The organism is Oceanicaulis sp. LC35 (assembly GCF_052055585.1).
Classification (GTDB): domain Bacteria; phylum Pseudomonadota; class Alphaproteobacteria; order Caulobacterales; family Maricaulaceae; genus Oceanicaulis.
In genome coordinates this window covers 447,222-466,295 of the sequence record NZ_CP170485.1, presented here as the reverse complement: position 1 = coordinate 466,295, position 19,074 = coordinate 447,222, and the positions used below count along the sequence as shown (strand labels likewise).

Genomic DNA, 19,074 nt, shown 5'->3' with positions numbered 1-19,074 from the left:
CAGGCGCAGCCGATGTCTTTATGATCCAAGAGCGTTAGTTTGTATCGTCTGCAAGGTGTCGCATGGGACGAGGCGTCGCACTTCAATCCGGACAAGGGCGTGTATGTCGGGGGCTATGAATAACACTGATTTGTCCGCCGGGGACATGAAGGCCGCTCAGAAAGCCCGCAAGGCGAGGCTGGCCGCCTGTCTGAAAGCCTGGGGCGCGCCCGCATCCGCACTGACCCGTCTGAGCACGACGTTCGGCGCCGCTCAGTACGCCGTCTTTGTCGGTTTCGCCTGGGGGGCGGCCTGGGCCGTCAGCGCCCTTGTGAACAGCCAGCCTGTGTGGCCGGGCCTGTGTCTGGCGCTTGTCAGCGCCACCCTGCGCGCCGTGTTTCAGGCGCTGGAGACCCGCACCGGAGTGCTGGCCTCCCTGAAAGTGCGCTCAACGGTCCGGTCCGTAGCGGCGCGCCAGCTGGTCGAGCGCGGTCCCTCCTATGTCGAGCGCTCGGATTCAGGTGAGACCGCATCTTCGCTCATCGACGCCGTCGACAAGCTCGATGGCTATTTCGGCCGCTATCGTCCGTTGATGGGCGTGGTCATGGCGGGGCCGCTGATCATCATGGCGGCGGCGTTTTCCGCCAGCTATGTGGTCGGCCTGATCTTCCTTGTCACAGCGCCCCTCCTGATCCTGTTCATGGCCTTGGTGGGCGCCGGCGCCGCCGCAGCCTCCAAGGACCAGCTCACCACACTTCAACGTCTGGCCGGCCGGTTCAATGACCGTCTGCGCGCGCTTGAAACCCTGAACGCCTTTAACGCAGCCGACCGTGAAGCCGAAGGGCTCGCCGCGGCTTCGGACGATTTCCGCCGCCGCACGATGAAGGTTCTGGCGATGGCCTTCCTGTCGTCCGGTGTTCTGGAATTCTTCGCCGCCGTCTCCGTGGCCGGCTCGGCGATCTATATCGGCTTTGCGCTTCTGGGCGAGCTGCCCTTTGATCCCGGTGAGACGATCACCCTGAGAACCGGATTGTTCTGCCTGATCCTCGCGCCGGAATTCTATATGCCGCTGCGTCGCCTGTCCGCCGCCTATCATGACCGCGCTGACGCCGAAGCAGGGGCCGAAGCGCTGGCGCCGCTCTTTGACGGGCCGGAAAAGGCTGAGAAGGCGACCCTCGCGCAACAGGCCGAACTTGCGGACAAGGCCGGGCAAAGTGCTCCGGTCGCCCCGGCGCTGCACAGCGCGCCGTCTTTGACCTTCGAACAAGTCGGCTCTGTCTATTCCGATGGTCGCCGCGGCCTGGCCCCGCTCAGCTTTGATGCGCCCGCCGGGCAGATCACCGCGCTCTGGGGCCCGTCCGGCGTGGGCAAGTCCACCGCCCTCAAGCTGCTGCTGGGCTATGCGCCGCTGACCGAAGGCCAGATTCTGGTCGATGGACAGGCGATGACCGCGCCGCTGATCGGACAGGCCGCCTGGATATCCCAGCGCCCCCATGTGTTCTTCGGCGACCTTGTCGAGAATATCAGCCTGTATGACGACGCCCTGCCCAGGGAGCGTATCATCCGTGCAGCGGAAACAGCGGGCGTCATGGACTTCGCCGCCGGACTTCCGGACGGGCTTGAAACCAAAGTCGGCGAGAACGGCTACGGACTTTCCGGGGGCCAGGCCCAGCGCGTCGCGCTGGCGCGCGCCTGGGCCGTCGATATGAAACTGGTCTTGCTCGACGAGCCGACCGCCCATCTTGATGGTGAAGCCGAGGCGCGCTTCCTCGACGCCCTCAAGCGCATCAGCGCCGGTCGCACCGTGCTGATCGCCACCCACAGCCCGGCGGTTCGCGCGCTGGCTGACCACGTGATTGAACTGGCGCCGGAGGATGCGGCATGACCGATCTGCGCTTCTTCCTCAAACTTGCGCGCCCGGACCGCTGGTGGTTGCGTCTGGGGGCGGCGCTTGCAGCGCTGACCTTGCTGGCGGGCATTGGCCTTCTGTCCCTGTCGGGCTGGTTCATCACCGCCTCCGCTGTCGCCGGGCTGGCCGGCGCCGGTCGGGCGTTCAACTATCTGTTCGCGTCTGGCGGCGTGCGCGGGTTTGCGCTTGGACGGACCGTCGGACGGTATGCCGAACGCATGGTCACCCATGAAGCGACCTTCCGCATTCTGGCGCGCCTGCGTCTGTGGGTTTTTGATACGGTTGCGCCGCTGGCGCCCGCCCGGCTTGGCCGGATGCGGGGCGGTGATCTGCTCTCACGGGTCACCCAGGACGTAGACGCGCTCGACAGCCTGTATCTGCGGTTTGTCACGCCCGTGACGGCGGCTGTCACCGGCGCCCTGTTCGCGACGGTCATTCTCGCCTTTCTGGCCCCAGCCGCCCTGCCCGGCGTCCTGGGGGTCTTTATTCTGGCGAGCGTCATCCTGCCGCTCTGGGCCGCCAGGACCGCCCGCAAGGCCGGGCAGGATCTGACCCAGGAGGCCAGCACGCTCCGCGCTGAGGCTGGTGATCTTGTGTCAGGCCTGGCTGAGCTGAAAGCCTATGGCGCCACCGATCGGGTGATCGCGCATCTTGAACAGGCGAATGCGGGTCTTGTGGCGGCGCATACACAGCTCTCCGCGGTCTCCATGATCAATGGCGCGATCCTCGCCCTCGCCGCGCCTGTCAGCTTCGTCCTCGGCTTCGGCCTCGCCGCCGCCTCCGGCGCCAGCGCCCCGCTCTCCTCCCTCGCAGGCTTCATCGCCTTTGCGCTCTTTGAAGCCGCCGCGCCCCTCGTCCAGGCCGCCGAGCTTTACGGCAAGACGACTGCCTCCGCCCGGCGCCTGAAAGCCCTGAGCGAGATTGCGCCTGCCGTGAGCAATCCCGATCAACCCGCCCCCCTGCCCGATCGCTGGGACATCGAGATCCGGGATGTGAGCTTCCGCTATCCCGACACGGCAGCCGACGCCCTGTCCGGGGTGTCCTTGTCCCTGCCCGAAGGCGGACGTCTGGCGCTTGTGGGCGCATCCGGAGCGGGCAAGTCCAGCCTGATCAAGCTGCTGATGCGCTTTTATGCGCCGCAATCAGGTCAGATCATGCTGGGCGGCGCTCCGCTGGATGCCCTGGCCCTTGAGCAGAGCCGGAACCGGTTCGCGCTTGTCGACCAGCGCGCCGAACTGTTGTCGACCACCGTGCGCGCCAATCTCAGGCTCGCCGATCCGGACGCCGATGAAGCGCGCCTGTGGGATGCGCTGGAGCGCGCAGGCGCGGCCGATTTCGTCAAACGTCTGCCTGACGGCTTGCAAACCTGGATCGGGGAAAAGGGCGGGCTCATCTCCGGCGGGCAGGCCCGGCGGATCGCCCTGGCGCGCGCCTTCGTGAAGAACGCGCCTGTGCTGCTGCTGGATGAACCGACCGAAGGGCTCGACGAGAAAACCGAAGCGGACTTTCTGGATGCGCTGGACCGGTGGCTGGATGAAGATCCGCGCCGCAGCACGCTGATCGTCACCCATCGCGGTCGCCTTCTGGACCGCGCCCGTCAGGTGACGGTGCTTGATGAGGGACGGGTCGTCTCAGCCGGTGACGCCAACGCGCTCAGCCAATCCGATCCGACCCTCAAACGCCTGTTTCCGAAGCTTTAGCAGTCGCCGGGCGGCGGCGGCGGTGGCGGCGGAAAATCGGGGATTTCACGATCCTGATTGCCAACGCCCGGATCCACGACCAGACGCTCACCCGTCTTGGTGTTCCGAAGGACCACCTGGTAGCGATAGGTGAAGAAGCGTTTGCACTCGTCAATGACGATCACGCTCTGGCGCGTGTCATCACCAAAGGTGACGATGAAATCCTGATCTGAAGGCATGACAGCGATGCCGTCCCAGGTCCGGCCATCGAGATCAAACTGCTCGAACGCCCAATCCTGCGCCATGATCACGAAGATCATCTTGGTGGGAAAGTTGATCGAGAAATTGCCTTCATGCTCACCCACATAGGCGGTGAAAGTGTCGACCAGCTCACCGTCAACCTCACGCACGCTGGGTTGGACGTAAACGCCAATATGCCGGATATCGAGACCGGGAAGCCCCAAAGCCTTGATCCGCTCGACCTGTTTTTGGACACCACTCATATCAGCCTCCCTGAGTCGAGGTTTCCGCCTGCGCGGTCAGCCCCTGATCCACTTCGAGCCAGAAATCGCGAAACGCCAGGCTTTCATAGCCCCGCGCCTCAAGAGACCGGCGCAACTGCATGGCCTGAGCCATGTCACCCAGACGCCAGTACAGTCGCGATTCCAGATCAAATGCACGAAGAGGCTTGGGTTCGGCGATCATGCCGAGCTGGTTGAGCGCCGAACGGTACATGGTCTGCGCTTCGCCTTGCCGGCCCAGCGCATTCAACGCTTCACCACGGATATAATAGGCATCGGCCAGCGCCGCCCGGGCGATTTCCTTGCCATTGGCGATCGCCTGTTCGCCGGCGCTGATCGCCTGCGTGGTCTCCAGAACAGCGGTCTCGTATGAGCCGACCCTGAACGCCAGCTCACCGGCCAGGGTCTGGGCCCAGGTCCGGGTGAGATAGAGCGTGTCATTCTCGCCGTTCTCATTGGTCCTCGCCGCCAAGCGACGCGCTTCGCCGATCAGCAATTGCGCCCGGACCATTTCTTCACGGCTCAGCGCAATGCGCGCCCGTTGATAGATCAGCTGGATATAAAGGCGGCCATACGCGTCGTTCTCGGGAGAAGTCTCGAAAAGCGCATTGACGGTATCCAGCGCTTCATCCAGCAACTCGGCGCTGCGCTCGGCCTGCCCCAACTCGCTGGTGATCCCGGCCATCTCGCCTTGAGCATGCGCGACCCGCGACAGCAGTCGGGAGACGCCGGGCGACTGCTCAAGCTCCTGACGATAGAGCGCCAGTTCGCGTTCCCGGGTTGCAAGCGCCTGCTCGAGTTCACCGGAATCCCGCCGCGCATCCGCCAGCCATCCCAGCGTGTTGCCAAGATCGGACAAGCCAATGACGTGCTCGTCGATCAGACCACTCTCGAAAATGCTCACCGCTTCTTCAAACAGCGCCGTCGCGGACACAGGGTTGCCTGTATCGAGATCGATAACGCCGAGATTCAGCGCCGCATATCCGCGCTCAGCCTGATAACTGGGGTTATCCGGCTCACGCGTCACCAGCATCTCCGCCATCTCGGCATAGATATCCATATAGGTCGAAGCTGTTACCATATCGCCGCTGCGATAGGCTTGGTTGCCGACCCAGTAAGCTGCCTGGGCGTGATCATAGACGCGCTGGAGGGAATTGGGGGACCGTTCAAGCAAGGCGGCGGTCATGTCATAGGCCGCCTGGAACGCCTCACGCGCCTCCTGGGGCTGGCCATGACGGTCACGCGCTTCACCGATCAGATTGAACAGGCGCGCGCGGCGACCCAGCTCATCGTCCGACAATCCCGCAATGTCAGAGCCCAGATAGGTGCGCGTCAGATCATCTGCGAGGCGGATCAGGGTTTCCTGCCGCGCTGCGTGGGGCAGATGTTCGGTAATGTCGGTCAACAGGCGGCTGGTGAAGGCCTGCGCTTGCGCCGCCTCGTCCTGATAGGCGCTGATCTGATCCGCTTGCCAGACGGTGACGCCCAGCATCATGGCCGACGCGAACGCCAGACCGATAGCGAGGGGGCGATGGGCGACGCTGGTCGCCACAGACCGGGCCAGGGACAAACCGACATCCGCATTCGTCTCGTGCGTGATCTCGTCTGCAAGAACCTCGACGCTGGCCTCATCATTATAGAGCGCGCCCAGAACCGGCGGCTTGGGCAGCGTCCAGAAGGATCCGTTGCTCCGGCGTTCGGCGCGAAGAGCCATAGGAAGGACAGGGCGCTCGGTTTCGATCCCGACCACATGGATGTGCCTCACCCCATGGGACCAGGTAAAGTCTTCGAGGAAATTATTGAGCGGCTGGCATTTCAGGGAGGCAGGCGAACACAGGACAATCAGGCGAGCATTCTTTTCAGCAACGCCGACCTCTGTGGACAGGACAGCGCGAACACCCCGGTCCAGCAGAGCTTGCTGGACGCGCTTGGCGCGCGCCTGATCTGTAATCGCAGCAGCGATGATCACCAGAGGCTGTTTGCTGGAGCTCAATGATTCATTTCCTGAAACGACGATGCGACCCCGCTGCCTGTATAACCCTTTGAATGATTCCGATGCATCTGGATTAACCGAGCGTAGACCATGTCATCCCGCCTAACCTCATGATTTCTCACTCGAGACGCGAATTTGTGACAAAAGTCGGGCCTTGAGAGCGAGGCGTCAAGCCCATGAATTCATTCATCTAATTTTATTAGTGAAAGCCCGATCAAAGACTTAATGCCTGTAGACGCCTTCAGCAGGCGCCAGCCAACTCGCCAGACAGTCTACAGAATTAGCTGTGGAAAGTTGAGGCGACAACGCCCCTGAACGCCCTTCAGCGGGGCTGGGCTTTTGGTACGGGCGGTCGGACTCGAACCGACAAGGGCTTGCACCCGGGGGATTTTGAATCCCCTGCGTCTACCAATTCCGCCACGCCCGCACGCATGTCGACGCAAGCGGCCTGTATGCCTTGAAAAGCGAACCTGGTCGAGCCCGGTTTTTCAGTTGGGCGTGTACGGCGCGATTGCATGGACGACGTGCCCGCCTGACACTAAGACAGACATGATTTCAGCCTGTAAGAGATGATCGTCATGGCGCACTCAGGGCCCGAGGAAACGCAAGCGGGATCAAGCGAAGCCGATCAGGACGTCGCCCTGACCGCAGCGCTGGCCGGCATCGCCGAGGCCGCCCCCGAAGACGGGCTGTCGCTGGGCGCCTTCAGCGATGCGCTGGGTGAGCGCGTCTTCGGCGCCTTGTTGTTTGCGCTCGCCATTCCGGTCTGCATGCCTTTCCTTTACGGCGTGCCGCAAGTCGTCGCCCTGCCGATGATGGCGATCGCCGTGCAAATGGCGGCGGGGCGCACTCATCCCTGGATGCCGAAAAGCTTTCGTGACCGACCGCTCGACAAGGCCAGCCTTGTGCGGATCGCCCGCTGGTCAAAGAAATGGTTTGGTTGGCTTGAAGCGCTGGCCCGGCCTCGCCTGACCCTGCTCTCCGGCCCCACAGCCGAGCGCGTGGTCGGCGCAATCTTCGTGCTCTTCTGCACCTCCATCCTGATCCCGCTGCCCACCACCAACACCGCGCCCGGCATTGGCATCGCCATCGCCTCCATTGGACTGATCACGCGGGACGGCCTTCTGGTGCTCGCCGGCCTCATTCTCGGGATTTTCTGGATCAGCCTTCTGATCATCGGCTTCACGTTTTTTGGAGCGGCGTTTATCGACCTGCTCAAAGAGTTCATTCTGGGCCTGTTCGGAGCGCGCGGCTGACCCTGCGTCGCCCTGTCGCTCGCCCTTCCCGCGTCTCTGCTCTAGGTTCATGACCATGCTCGCCTTGCCCCCACTTCTGGATCGCTGGACCCGTCCCGACACCTGGCCGCTGATCGGCGCGCTTGTGTCCGCCAGCCTGCTGCTGGGGGCTTTCGGGTTTGAAATTTTCGGACGCTACGCCCCTTGCCCGCTTTGCATCGGACAGCGCTGGGCGCATGCCTATCTGCTGATCGCCGGGGCTCTGCTGTTCATCGCCTTGCGTATTCTCAGACCTGCAAGCACCCTGGCGGCGCGGACGGCCACAGCGGTGATCGCCGCCCTGGCCGCGTTCAGCGCCTGGCGCGCGGGCTACCACGCAGGCGGCGAGTACGGCTTCTGGCGGCTCGACTGCCTGGCCGCCGACACCAGCACGATCAGTGTGGATGACCTGCTGTCATCTCTGAGCACCGCGACCAATGTCGTTCTGTGCGACGAACCGGCCTGGACGCTCTTCGGCGTATCAATGGCGGGCTATAATGCACTCATCAGCGGCGTTCTTGTGCTGATCTCGATCCTTGTCCTGTTCCGCAAACCTTATCGGAGCGTGTAATGGCGCAACGTAAGACCATCCGCCGCCCGGGCCGCAAGGCCGACGTCTCGCGCATTGAATCCATGGTGCGTGTGGACCATGCCGGCGAATACGCCGCCGTGGCGATCTATCAGGGCCAGCGCGCGGTCTTCAAAGGCCGCCCGGACAAGGCCCGCATCGCCAGCCAGCTCGTGCACATGGAAGCGGACGAGCAGCATCATTTGCAGGCGTTCGACGATCACATCCGGGATGGCAAGGCGCGCCCGACTCTTCTGTCACCCATCGCCAATCTGGCAGGTTTCGCGCTTGGCGCAGGCACCGCTCTGCTCGGCGAGAAAGCCGCCCACGCCTGCACCGAAGCCGTCGAGGCGGTGATCGAGGGCCATTACGACGATCAGGTTCAGGAGTTGCGCTGGGCGGGCCGCACCGAGCTGGCGGACCAGTTCGCCCAGTTCCGTGACGAGGAAACCGCGCACAAGGACCTCGCCGTCGAGGAAGGCGCCAAGGAGGCTGCGGGCTATCCCGCGCTCTCAGCGCTGATCTCCACGGGCTGCCTGACCGCCATCGCCCTGTGCAAGCGGATCTAGCGTTCGAGGCTCTTCAGGCGCTCCACCGCCGCCATCTTGTCGATGGCCGCCTTCACATAGACATCCAGCGCTGCACCGTCTGAATAGTCGGCGTCCGCGGCGATATGAACGCGGCGCTCCGCCTTGAGCTTGGCGGTCTTCACCGCGCCCTCTGCATCGCCGGCGGGATGGACCGCGATCGACACGCCGCCCTGCTCCTTCACCGTGCGCATGCAGGGCACGTCCGTATCCCCGTCGCCCACATAGATCATGTTGCGGAAGGGTACGGGACGATCATCCTCGGGGATGTAGGCGTTGACCTCTTTATGGTCGGACAGGTTCAGCGCGCCCTTGTTGATGCGGAACAGGAACTGGGTCTTGTTGGTGTAGTTCACCGCCGACGCCGCCCATTCAGGCACGTCATTCTTGTCGTATTTGAATTCGCTGGCGAAAATCGCGTCGAACTCGCCGCCAATGGCGCTCGCAGCGATCATCTCCTTCAGGCCGGACGAGATGATGTAATGCTGGACGCGTACGCCACGCTCGCCGCCATAGTCGCGCAGGCGCTGGAACCAGCCGTCCGCCACGCCGGGAAAGAATGACACAGACTTCCCGTGCCGTTCGATATCCTCGCGCCGGAAGCGCACTTCCTCCCGCTGGGCCGCTTTGACCATCTCGTGCATGTAGATGAGGATATTGTCCGCGCCCAGATCGGCGGCGCGACCGTTTACACGCGCCCAGAACGCCTCCTTGTCCTCACCGATTTCGGGAATGAAGGAATGCTCCTGCATGGAGCCGGGGCTCAGCGTGCCGTCAAAATCATAAGCGATGGCGATGGTGGGCGTTGCGGTCATGACAACTGTGTCCGGTGCTGAGAGCGTCAGATTCGGGCCGATCCTATCCCCGCTCGCCCCCGACTTCACCGCCTAAAGCCATGCTGGCGCATCCAATTGAGGCCCGAGGCGCATCTTCCCCCCGCAACATACAAACACGCAAACACACGGGGACGCTTCATGACCTTTCGCCTTCTTCTTGCCGGCCTGCTTGCGGGCGGGCTCTCTGCGACCGCGATGGCGCAAGCCGAACCGCCGGTCGAACGGCCTTCAAATATTGATGCCCTGATCGACGAGTCGTTGACGCTCTACCCGTCGGCGGGGCTGGCGATCATCCGCATTGAGGATGGAGAGCGCTCCTGGGCGGCCTATGGCGGCGAACAGGGGCCGGGCGTTCCCGTCACTGAAGACACGCTCTTCAATACCGCCTCGATCGCCAAGACGCTGACAGCGGAGCTGACCTTGCGGTTGGCGGCGGCGGGCGAGATCAATCTCGATGAACCGATCTCCAGCGAGTACGTCCATCCCGATCTGGCCGATGACCCGCGCCATGAGCTTCTGACCCCGGCGATCATCCTGTCTCACCAGACGGGCCTGAAGAACTGGGCCTATCAGTACGATGATGACCGGCTCGCCTTCACCTATGATCCGGGGAATGGCTACTCATACTCGGGCGCGGCCTATGAAATGCTGGCCGAATTTCTGGCCCGGCGGATGGATACGCCGTTTGAAGACCTGATGCAGGCCTGGGTGTTCGCGCCGCTTCACGCTGAAGCCTATCTGGGCGCAGAGGGTGCGCCGTCCGCGCATCTGACGACGCCCATGGGACATGACGGCCAGTATGGCGAGATCCAGTCGGCCGACTACGCCCCCGGCGCTGCTGACAATCTCTTTGTCACGGCAGGCGACTACACCACTCTGCTTCTGGGGATGATGGAAGCGGAAGCCAACGGCCCCATGGCGGGCGCGCGGGGAACCCAGCAGGTGTCCACCGCCAATGAAGCGCCCTGCATGCTGGAGGATCAGAGCGAATGCCCGGAGAACGGCCATACGCTGGGCTGGTCCGTGTCACGCTTTGACGATGCGCACTTCATCTTCCATGGCGGGTCGGACTGGGCGGAAAACGCGCTCGCCCTCTACGATATGGAGAGCGGGGACGGATATGTGGTGATGGTCAATGGCGGCAATGGCCTGGGCAGCTTTCTGCACCTGATCACCGCCTTTGACCCCGACAACCAGCTGATCAGCACGCTGATGTCCATGCCGCAAATCCAGGGCGCGCTGTCGCAGATGCGCGCGCCTGAGGAATAAGAGCCCTGCCAGGCGCTGGCCTTTCCGAAGGCTGGCGCTCAGGCCTCCAGCTCCACATCCCAATACAGATAATCGAGCCAGCTTTCGTGCAGGTATTTGGGCGGAAACCGCCGCCCCTGTGATTGCAGCATATGCTGGCTGGGCCGGTCGGCGTCGCGCAGGAGCGGCATCTTGGCCTCACGCGGGGTGCGTCCGCCCTTCTTGAGGTTACAGGGCGCACACGCCGCGACAATATTGTCCCAGGTGGTCCGGCCGCCATAAGCGCGCGGCACCACATGGTCAAAGGTCAGCTGATCCAGCTTGTCCGTGCCGCAATACTGGCAGCGAAAGCCGTCGCGCAGGAAGACGTTGAAGCGCGTGAAGGCGGGCGGGCGGTCCTGGCTGACATAGTCGCGCAGGGCCACCACCGAAGGCGCGCGGATCGAGCGCGACGGGCTTCGGATCTCGGTATTGTATTCAGAGACAATGTCCACACGCTCGAGAAAGGCCGCCTTGATGGCGTCCTGCCAGGGCCAGGTGGACAGGGGATAATAGGACAGCGGTTGATAGTCCGCGTTCAGGACAAGGCATCTCAGGTCATCAGGCGCAGCCTTAAAGACCCGCATGACCGCCCCCGCACATGAGCGCCGGGCGGCGCGTCTGAAGGAGGATGTCCCCCTGATATGCAAGCGTCGTCGTGAAGACGCGCCTCCCTCTTAGCCATCGGGCTGATCCATCCAGCGAATCAACAACCCGGTCCTTGAGACAACAGGACAATACGCCTGTTCGCATGACATGGCTATGACACAGGCTCGACGCTTGTTTGACAGTCGGCCTAGCCGCGCAAACGGCCCGACAACGCCGCCTCAATGAAGTGCTGCCCCAGCTCCAGCCCGTCCGGGCCGATGGAGTGGGGAATGCCGCGCGAAATATGGAATTGCGCGCCATGGCCGGCCTCGGCCAGGCCCTGCGCCGCCATGAAGGTCATGCCCACCGGCAGCACGTCATCGCTATCGCCATGGATCAGCATAATCGGCGGCTTGGCGGTCATTTCAGACTTCAGCCGTTCCGGCCCCGGCAAGGCGCCCGAATAGCCGATGACGCCCGCAGGCGCGACCTCGCGCCGAAGCGCAGTGTGCAGCGCCATCATCGTGCCTTGCGAGAACCCGATCAGGACGAGGTTCTCCGGCGCGACCTCCCAGCGGCGCAACTCAGACGCCACGAACTGTTCCGCCGTAGCGTGGGCCGAACGCACGCCCTGCTCCATCGCGACAGGATCAAGCCGGGAGATCGGGAACCATTGATACCCGCCCGGCGCGCCGGGTACGGGTTCAGGCGCATCGGGCGAAGCCCAGGCCACGTCCGGGAAATGCGGGGCCCAGTGCTGGGCGAGACCGGCGAGATCAGAGCCATTGGAGCCATAGCCATGAAACAGGATGACCAGCTTGTTCGCCTGCCCCGATTTGGGCGCGATGCGCGGACCGTCGATCAAGATCATGGAAAAGCCCCTCTGATATATGCCGCGCGATCATAAAGCGCTGGTCGATCAGGAAAACCCCAAGTCTCGCACTCGCTTCAGCACAATGATATGCAAGCGCCATGAGCGCCTTCCTCACCCGTTTCGCCCCCTCGCCCACCGGCTATCTGCATCTGGGGCATGCCTTCTCTGCGATGACCGTGTTTGACGCGGCCCGGGACGCAGGCGGGACCTGCCTTCTGAGGATCGAGGATATCGACACCACGCGCTGCAAGCCCGAGTTCGAGGCGGCGGTGATTGAGGATTTACGCTGGCTGGGGTGTGACTGGCCCAAACCGGTGCGTCGGCAAAGCGAGCATTTCCCCGACTATCACGCGGCGTTGGAGCAACTTCACGCCAGGGGCCTTGTCTATCGCTGTTTCAAGACACGGCGCGAAATCGCCGAGGATATCGCCCGTGCGCCGCACCATCCCGGCGAAGGGCCCGAAGGCGTGATCTATCCCGGCCCGTCAGCGCCTATGAGTCCGGATGAAGAAGCAGAACGGCTGGCGCAAGGCGAGGCCTTCTCCTGGCGGCTCTCCATCAAGGCCTGCCGCGATCATCTGGGCGAGGCGTTTGAGCGTCTCAGCTTTGTCGAAACCGGTGAAGGCCCGGACGGCGAGTCCGGCGAGGTGCGCGCCCGGCCTGAAACGCTGGGCGATGTGATCCTGGGGCGCAAGGATGTAGGCACGAGCTATCACCTCGCCTGCACCCATGATGACGCGCTACAGGGCGTGACCCATGTGATCCGGGGTGTGGATCTGTATTTCGCCACCCATCTGCACCGCCTGTTGCAAGAGCTGATGGGTTGGCCGGTCCCGGTCTATCGCCATCACCCGCTGATGCTGGATGAAACCGGCAAGCGCTTCGCCAAGCGCGATCAATCGCTCACCCTGCGCGCGCTGCGGGAAGCGGGAGAGACGCCCGAAAGCCTGCGCAATCGCGTCGGGCTCTAGACGCTCGTCTGACGTCGTCTCATCACGAACAGGGCGAGCGCGATGACATTGAACAGCGCCGCGAGCACGAAGGGGGCGCCCGGAAACACCACGCCGCCCACCCCTTGCTGAAACGCAAAGAAGAGCTGGGTGTACAAGAGCGGGCTGAGGATCAGCACGATCGCGCCGAGCCCAGACAGCCCGCCCTGCAATTCGCCCTGGGCGTCGGGCGGGGTGCGCTCGGTCATCACCTTCTGAAGCGCAGGGCCTTCCATGCCCGTGAACAAGGCCGGCAGGAGCCACAGGTAAAGGACCAAGGGTGTGGGGGCGAAAGCCAGCCCGACCAGCGCGACAGCCTCCAGCGCAAAGGCGATCCAGATGACCCGCCGTTCGCCGATTCGCGGCATCAGGAACGGTGTGATCACCGCCTGACAGATCACGAACAGCACGCCATAGGCGACCAGCGACACGCCGATCTGCCCCTCGGTCCAACCAAACTTGGCGATGCCCACATAGGCCCAGACCGCCGGATAGACGAAGCCGGCCAGGTGCGACAGGAAATAGACCCATATCAAAACGCCAAGCCCCTCCGCCCGGCGCAGGCGCAGCAGTGTGGCGATGGGATTGGAACGCTTCCACGAGAAGGGACGACGGTTCTCGGGCTTGAGGGATTCAGGCACAACGAACCAGCCATAGAGCGCGTTCACACCCGCCAGCGCCGCCGCCGCAAAGAAGGGCGCGCGCGGGCTCAACTCACCCAGCAGTCCGCCCAGTCCGGGCCCTAGCACGAACCCGACCCCCATCGCCGCTCCCAACAGCCCGAACCGGCGCGAGCGCTGTTCGGGGGTCGAGATGTCAGCGATATAGGCGTTGGCGGTGGAGTGAGTCGCGGCGAACACGCCCGAAAGCAGACGCGCCACGAAGAACACGATCAACGCGTGGGCGAGCCCCATCAGGAGAAAGTCCACCATCAGCGCGGTCAGGGACAATAACAACACCGGCCGACGGCCATAGCGATCGGACAATCCGCCCATAATGGGCGAGAAGACGAACTGCATCAGCGCGAATACAAAAGTGGCGATGCCGCCCCAGCGCGCCGCCTCGCCGACACCGCCGCCCGTCAGCTCCATCAGAAGACTGGGCAGAACCGGAATGATCAACGCAAAGCCCAGCGCATCAATCGCCACAGTGCCCGTGATGAAAACGGTGGCGGCGGCGCGAGGGGCGGATTTTGCGGGGGAAGACGCGTCAGAACTCATGGCGCATCTTTGCGCTGAGCCTTCCTCTGGAGCAAGCGACCGTTTTCTGAAGCTCAGCGACGTCCCGCCCCGCTATTGACCGCCTTCCTCCAGACCCAGCACCTCTTCAAGGAACTCGGCCTGACGACGGTAATAGAAGAGCTGATTGGAGAGCTTGCGCCAGCCATGCCCTTCATCGGGAATGCGGATGAAGTCCGCCCGCACGCCATTCTCACGCAGGGTGCGGACCATCACCTCGGTCTCCGCGATATCAATGCGCGGGTCCATGACGCCGTGCGAATAGAGCACCGGCACATTGATCTGGTCCGCCTGACGGATGGGCGAGTTCTCGGTGTAATAGTCCCGCCAGCGCTGCTCGGTGATGTCGCCATACTCGATCCGGTCAGACGCTTTCAGGGCCGGAGAGGCGATATCAAGCGCGGTCACCCAGTCCGCCACGCCGTATAACGACGCGCCGGCCTTGAAGTGTCCGGGGAAGTTCGCCAGCACCGCGTTCACCGCATAGCCGCCATAAGACCCGCCCACGACCGCGGCGCGACCGGCATCCACGCGACCGTCCTCCCCCAGCCAGTTGAGCATGTCGACAAGGTCCGCGATGGATTCAAGGCGGTTTTCCTGATCATCCAGGGTCACATAGGTGTGCCCGAACCCGGTCGAGCCGCGTACATTGGGTTCAAACACCGCCATGCCGCGATCCACATGATACTGGACCACCGCATCAAAGTTCGGACGCGACTGCCCCGTCGGGCCGCCATGCACGAAGAACACAACCGGCGGCAGACGATCATCCACCCGCGAGCTGTCATCGGGCAGATAGAGCAGGCCTTGCAGCTCCACCCCGTCTCGCGCCGTGATGCGCACGTCTTCGGGACGCACGAGACGGTCTGCATCGAGCCCCGCCATGGAGGCCTGGAAGGTGTCAAACACCGCCCCGCTCTCCATGTCCCAGAGCTGGAAGCCGCCCGGCGTGCGCCAGCCGTTCACATTGATCAGAACGCGGCTGGAATGATCGGTGCAGCTGACGCCATAGACGCCTTCGGCCAGCTCCGGCGTCTCGAGCATGTCACCCGTGGAGAGATCCTTGGCGTGAAGCCGGGAATAGCCGCCCTCATTCACGCTCCAGATCAGATACCGGTCAGCTTCGCCACACAGATCGACGCTTTCGATATCATGCTCGACGCTTTCGACGATGCTGAAGCTGTTGGTGAAGACGTCATAGCGCATGAGCGCGCTGTGCTCTCGTTCCCGATTGGAGACGAGATAGAAACCCGAGGAATCATCCTGCCAGCTCACCGAACCATGGGCGGCGCGCCGCTCCGGCGCAGAAATCCGGGTGAAGACACCCGTCTCAAGGTTCAACAGTCCCAGATCATCGGAATCCTCGCCACGCGACTGGCTGACGGTCACAAAGCGGCCATCGGGCGAGATCGCGCCGGGATAGTTGGCGTATGAGCCCTCATAGACCATCGACCGCTCGCCGGTCTCAAGGTCTGCCGTGTAGATGTCGAAATCGAGATTGTTGCGTGCGGTCGAGGCGAAAACGATGGTCTGACCATCCGCGCCGAAATCGCCAAACACCCGGAACGCGCCGGCTTCAGCGGGGAAAACCTGCTCTTCGCTCAGCCCGTCCGCCGAGATCCGGAAATAGGCTTCCTGCTCATTGCCGTCATTGTCCGCGCCATAGATCAGGCTCTCTCCGTCCGGCGTCCAGCGGAAGAAGGTGATGCCATTGCCATAGGTCAGACGCGTGGGCTGGCCGCCCTCGGCATCCATGATCCAGAGCTGAGGCTCGCCGGTGATCGACCAGCGGAAGGCGGCTTTTGAGCCATCGGGCGACAGCTGGGCGCCGCCCGCAGCCCCGTTTGCAGCCAAGAGGTACCGGGCAATGTCTGCGGGGTCTTCACCCGCCAGACCAATGCTCACCGCTTCATCCGTTGGCGAGACGGCCTCAAGGCTTTCGTCATAGCCGGACTGACCGCCAGCGGTCTGGGCGAACGCCGAAGCGCCCATGAGGGTAGAGCCTGCAAGCAGGAAAGTCAGAAGCCGTGTCATGTGCGTCCCCCGGTGTCTTTGCACGTTCACAAAAGACTAGGGGCAAACGCGGAGCGGTGAAAGTTGTCTCGTATAACGGGGCCTAGAACCCATAGAGCAGCGAGACATCCAGACGCGTATCGGTCGGCTCGAAACCGGGTTCGGTCTCAAACTCATGCTCGATATGCAAACCGGTTTGCACCGCCCAGTGCCCGAACAGCCGATTGGTCAGCGTGAAGCGCTGATCCAGTCGGGACCCGCCGCCGCCATAGGCTGTGGTCTTGGATTCAAACCGGCTGGTCTCGCTGATCTGGAAACTGAAATCAGCCGCGGCTTCCGCCACCCAGTCTTCCAGCATCTCGCCGCTGCCCGCCCGTTCACGCCAGCGATGACCGGCGCCCGTACGCAACTCGAGATTCATCCGCTCTCGCTGGATAGCGTGCCAGACCCCGCCCGCAGTCGCGAAAGCCGATTGCTCGTAAGCGCCGACCAGGTCGCGCTCATAGGACCCGCCAGCGTAATAGCCAAAACCGGACTCCAGTGCGCGAGAGACCCGGCTTTCAACCAGCCAGTTATCACGGCTGGTGCGGTCGCCGTTCTCGGTGAGAAAATATTCAAACTGGTTGTCGACCCGCCAGCCGCGCGGCAATTGCCGGTCGAGCTCAACCGCGAATGAGAAGTCCACCAGATCGGAATTGCCGTCCTCGACCTGAACGCCCGCGCGGATCTGCCCGGACCAGTTCTCACCCTGCAAGGCCCGGATCGGAGACGCCAGCCAGCCGCCAGAGCCGTCAGGCGCCTCTGCCAGATCCACGGGCGCACCGCCAAGCGTACGATGTTCAGGCTCGGGCGCAGGGGTTGGTTCCGGCGCAGGTTGCGGTTCCGGCGCTGGCAGCGGCCAGTCACTCAGAGCGCTGGCGCGATCGGGCATATGGGCGATGACATCGGCATGAACCGCCGCGCGTCCGCCCTCGACCAGGACCGCGACCATGTCCGCGGTTTCCTGAAAATAGGCGTCGCTTACCCCGCGCCGATCCGCTTCCTCAAGCAGATTGCGATAAGCGGCCGGAATGTCTGCGAAGGCGGGAGCGGTGGTTCCAGCCAGTACAATGGCCAGAGCAGAGGCGCGAAAAATCATGGATCATCCTGAACGCGGCGAGGTCTTTGACCCTTTATGCGACGCTCACTGTTTAGATTTCGTGCAGGCCCGGCCCATCAGCCAGACCTGCACGGAAACACTGCATCAAGAGGGGCCATTGCAATCGCAAATCAGCGCCGGGACGGCGGTGAAGGTCTACCGCTCGCGCGTAACCTGGATCGGTTCGCCGGTGGTCGAGGTCATCCAGCACGGGTCAGACACCGTCTCACCCACTTCAATGCTCGGCCAGGACTCGCAATCAGACGTCCAGAGTCTTTGTGGAAACACTTCAGGAACATAAATGGAGAAATCCCCTGAATCCTGATCGTCCCACTGACCGGGGTCAGCGCTCTCTTGTTCCCCACACGCCATGGAGATCATTCCAGACGTCTCACCTTGAGAGTGAGACGCGAAGGTCACGAAACACGGTCCATAGTTGGGCAGCTCAACCGAGTAACGCTCGCCGTCAAGAGAGGGCGCATCCGTCGCCATGGCGCCCGTCGTGATGAAGCTGACTGCTGCCAGCGCAATAAGAGTTTTCATGGTCAAATCCATCTCTAAGGGTATTCGGAATACGGCGCTGCTACGGCCAGCTGCGCCGCTGACATAACGTCCTGAAACAAGGCTCTAACTGTCGCGTCTGAGCTCGATCTTGTCGTCTGTCTCAGAGATCATCCAGCAAGGAGCCATGAGGGTGTAACCGACTTCGACGCTCGGCCATTGCGCACAATCAGAGAATTGCATGGTCCAAAGGGCCTGCGGGACATCAACAGAGACCATCCCTCCTTCCAACGACCACTCGCCCGAATTCTCAAAGCCAGGCGATGGGTCATCACCACGACACCCAAACGTAACCGGCCCAGAGTGGGAGCCTTCATCATGGGGAAGGAAATGGACATAACAGTGTAGCGTCTGGCGTACGTAGATCGTATCGAAGGAATAGTTTTCACCCTCAGGTGACGGGACGCCTGAAGCCATGGCGCCGGGAGTGATGAAGCTGGCCGCAGCCAACGCGATAAGCGTTTTCATGGTCTGATCGTCCCTTGCAGGTATTCGGAATACGGCGAGACGCCTGCCAGCGCCGCCGGAGACAGAGCGGTGTATGACAGGCTCTAGTTTTCGCGCGTGACCTGAACAGGTGTGCCCGTCAGCGAAGTCATCCAGCACGGATCAGACACGGTCTCACCCACAGCAATGCTGGGCCATGCATCGCACTCGCCAAACTCTACATGGGGCATTCCTTCCCCATTAATTTCAATGGATTGACCTTCGGCGTAAGACCAGGAAAGCGTCGATGACTGATCCTGGCCGCACTGCAGGTTTATCGACCCGGTTTCGTGAGTGTCGTCATTGGGATCAAAATCCAGGCGGCACGAATACGTCCTGTGTCTGCTGGGAATGTCCGTACCAGGATATACAGCAGGAAGGTCCGGATCGAACACCACAGCAGTATAGGAAGCGCGCTCGGGAAGCTGCACGTCCGTCGCCATGGCGCCCGTGGTGATGAAGCTTGCTGCTGCCAGCGCGAAAAGCGTTCTCATGGTCTGATCGTCCCTTGAAGGTATTCAGAATACGGCGAGACGCCTGCCAGCGCCGCCGAG

At 62.8% G+C, this 19,074-nt stretch carries 18 protein-coding genes and 1 tRNA gene; 7 read left to right on the top strand and 12 right to left on the bottom strand.

Translation table 11 applies throughout. The features are described from left to right. The first annotated feature begins 115 nt into the window (after positions 1-115). Complete coding sequence (gene cydD / locus ACFELO_RS02230) at positions 116-1,864, top strand: thiol reductant ABC exporter subunit CydD (RefSeq protein WP_440958948.1); 1,749 nt, start codon at positions 116-118, stop codon at positions 1,862-1,864. Further along, positions 1,861-3,588 carry a thiol reductant ABC exporter subunit CydC gene (gene cydC / locus ACFELO_RS02225; protein WP_440958947.1) on the top strand — a complete coding sequence of 576 codons (1,728 nt, stop codon included), beginning with the start codon at positions 1,861-1,863 and terminating at the stop codon, positions 3,586-3,588. Before cydD ends, cydC begins: the two co-directional genes overlap by 4 nt. Here cydC and ACFELO_RS02220 read toward each other — a convergent pair. From ACFELO_RS02220 to ACFELO_RS02210, 3 genes are all read right to left on the bottom strand, one after another. Then, the gene (locus tag ACFELO_RS02220) at positions 3,585-4,070 is read right to left on the bottom strand and encodes a hypothetical protein (RefSeq protein WP_440958946.1); all 486 of its coding nucleotides are present in this window, start codon (positions 4,068-4,070) and stop codon (positions 3,585-3,587) included. The two genes, cydC and ACFELO_RS02220, sit on opposite strands and share 4 nt — an antisense overlap. 1 nt (position 4,071) lies before the next feature. Then, positions 4,072-6,081 carry a tetratricopeptide repeat protein gene (locus ACFELO_RS02215; protein WP_440958945.1) on the bottom strand — a complete coding sequence of 670 codons (2,010 nt, stop codon included), beginning with the start codon at positions 6,079-6,081 and terminating at the stop codon, positions 4,072-4,074. Between the two features lie 340 nt (positions 6,082-6,421). Beyond that, a tRNA-Leu gene (locus tag ACFELO_RS02210) sits at positions 6,422-6,508 on the bottom strand. Between the two features lie 151 nt (positions 6,509-6,659). Between ACFELO_RS02210 and ACFELO_RS02205 the strand changes: the two genes are divergently transcribed. The 3 genes from ACFELO_RS02205 to ACFELO_RS02195 are packed head-to-tail and all read left to right on the top strand — an operon-like array spanning position 6,660 to position 8,492. Next, positions 6,660-7,337 carry an exopolysaccharide biosynthesis protein gene (locus tag ACFELO_RS02205; protein ID WP_440958944.1) on the top strand — a complete coding sequence of 226 codons (678 nt, stop codon included), beginning with the start codon at positions 6,660-6,662 and terminating at the stop codon, positions 7,335-7,337. Between the two features lie 55 nt (positions 7,338-7,392). Then, entirely contained in the window at positions 7,393-7,926 is a 534-nt protein-coding gene (locus ACFELO_RS02200) for a disulfide bond formation protein B (RefSeq protein WP_440958943.1), read from the top strand. Then, positions 7,926-8,492 carry a demethoxyubiquinone hydroxylase family protein gene (locus tag ACFELO_RS02195; protein WP_440958942.1) on the top strand — a complete coding sequence of 189 codons (567 nt, stop codon included), beginning with the start codon at positions 7,926-7,928 and terminating at the stop codon, positions 8,490-8,492. The genes ACFELO_RS02200 and ACFELO_RS02195 overlap by 1 nt, the downstream gene beginning before the upstream one ends. On the opposite strand, the gene ACFELO_RS02190 is transcribed toward ACFELO_RS02195, so the two are convergent. Further along, the gene (locus ACFELO_RS02190) at positions 8,489-9,325 is read right to left on the bottom strand and encodes an HAD family hydrolase (RefSeq protein WP_440958941.1); all 837 of its coding nucleotides are present in this window, start codon (positions 9,323-9,325) and stop codon (positions 8,489-8,491) included. The genes ACFELO_RS02195 and ACFELO_RS02190 overlap by 4 nt on opposite strands. Positions 9,326-9,484: 159 nt before the next feature. Here ACFELO_RS02190 and ACFELO_RS02185 point away from each other — a divergent pair, with 159 nt between their 5' ends. Beyond that, positions 9,485-10,615 carry a serine hydrolase domain-containing protein gene (locus ACFELO_RS02185; protein ID WP_440958940.1) on the top strand — a complete coding sequence of 377 codons (1,131 nt, stop codon included), beginning with the start codon at positions 9,485-9,487 and terminating at the stop codon, positions 10,613-10,615. A 38-nt stretch (positions 10,616-10,653) separates the two neighbouring features. On the opposite strand, the gene ACFELO_RS02180 is transcribed toward ACFELO_RS02185, so the two are convergent. Together ACFELO_RS02180 and ACFELO_RS02175 are read right to left on the bottom strand one after the other, a co-directional pair. Further along, positions 10,654-11,220, bottom strand: coding sequence for an HNH endonuclease (locus tag ACFELO_RS02180; protein ID WP_440958939.1), 567 nt, complete (start codon positions 11,218-11,220; stop codon positions 10,654-10,656). A 209-nt stretch (positions 11,221-11,429) separates the two neighbouring features. Continuing rightward, positions 11,430-12,092, bottom strand: coding sequence for an alpha/beta hydrolase (locus tag ACFELO_RS02175; RefSeq protein WP_440958938.1), 663 nt, complete (start codon positions 12,090-12,092; stop codon positions 11,430-11,432). Between the two features lie 101 nt (positions 12,093-12,193). On the opposite strand from ACFELO_RS02175, the gene gluQRS reads away from it, so the two are divergent. Further along, a complete protein-coding gene (gene gluQRS, locus ACFELO_RS02170; RefSeq protein WP_440958937.1) occupies positions 12,194-13,066 on the top strand; it encodes a tRNA glutamyl-Q(34) synthetase GluQRS in 873 nt (290 codons plus the stop codon). Here gluQRS and ACFELO_RS02165 read toward each other — a convergent pair. From ACFELO_RS02165 to ACFELO_RS02140, 6 genes are all read right to left on the bottom strand, one after another. Further along, on the bottom strand, positions 13,063-14,304 hold the full coding sequence (locus tag ACFELO_RS02165; RefSeq protein WP_440958936.1) for an MFS transporter: 1,242 nt from the start codon (positions 14,302-14,304) through the stop codon (positions 13,063-13,065). The genes gluQRS and ACFELO_RS02165 overlap by 4 nt on opposite strands. A 72-nt stretch (positions 14,305-14,376) precedes the next feature. After that, complete coding sequence (locus ACFELO_RS02160) at positions 14,377-16,356, bottom strand: S9 family peptidase (RefSeq protein ID WP_440958935.1); 1,980 nt, start codon at positions 16,354-16,356, stop codon at positions 14,377-14,379. Positions 16,357-16,438: 82 nt separating this feature from the next. Next, positions 16,439-17,473: a DUF481 domain-containing protein gene (locus ACFELO_RS02155; RefSeq protein WP_440958934.1), complete on the bottom strand. Its 1,035-nt coding sequence runs from the start codon at positions 17,471-17,473 to the stop codon at positions 16,439-16,441. A 156-nt stretch (positions 17,474-17,629) separates the two neighbouring features. Beyond that, positions 17,630-18,016 (bottom strand): hypothetical protein, encoded by a 387-nt coding sequence (locus ACFELO_RS02150; RefSeq protein WP_440958933.1) that lies wholly within the window; start codon positions 18,014-18,016, stop codon positions 17,630-17,632. Positions 18,017-18,100: 84 nt separating this feature from the next. Continuing rightward, on the bottom strand, positions 18,101-18,502 hold the full coding sequence (locus ACFELO_RS02145; RefSeq protein ID WP_440958932.1) for a hypothetical protein: 402 nt from the start codon (positions 18,500-18,502) through the stop codon (positions 18,101-18,103). A gap of 83 nt (positions 18,503-18,585) precedes the next feature. Then, positions 18,586-19,014, bottom strand: a complete 429-nt coding sequence (locus tag ACFELO_RS02140) for a hypothetical protein (RefSeq protein WP_440958931.1) — start codon at positions 19,012-19,014, stop codon at positions 18,586-18,588. Positions 19,015-19,074 lie beyond the last annotated feature (60 nt).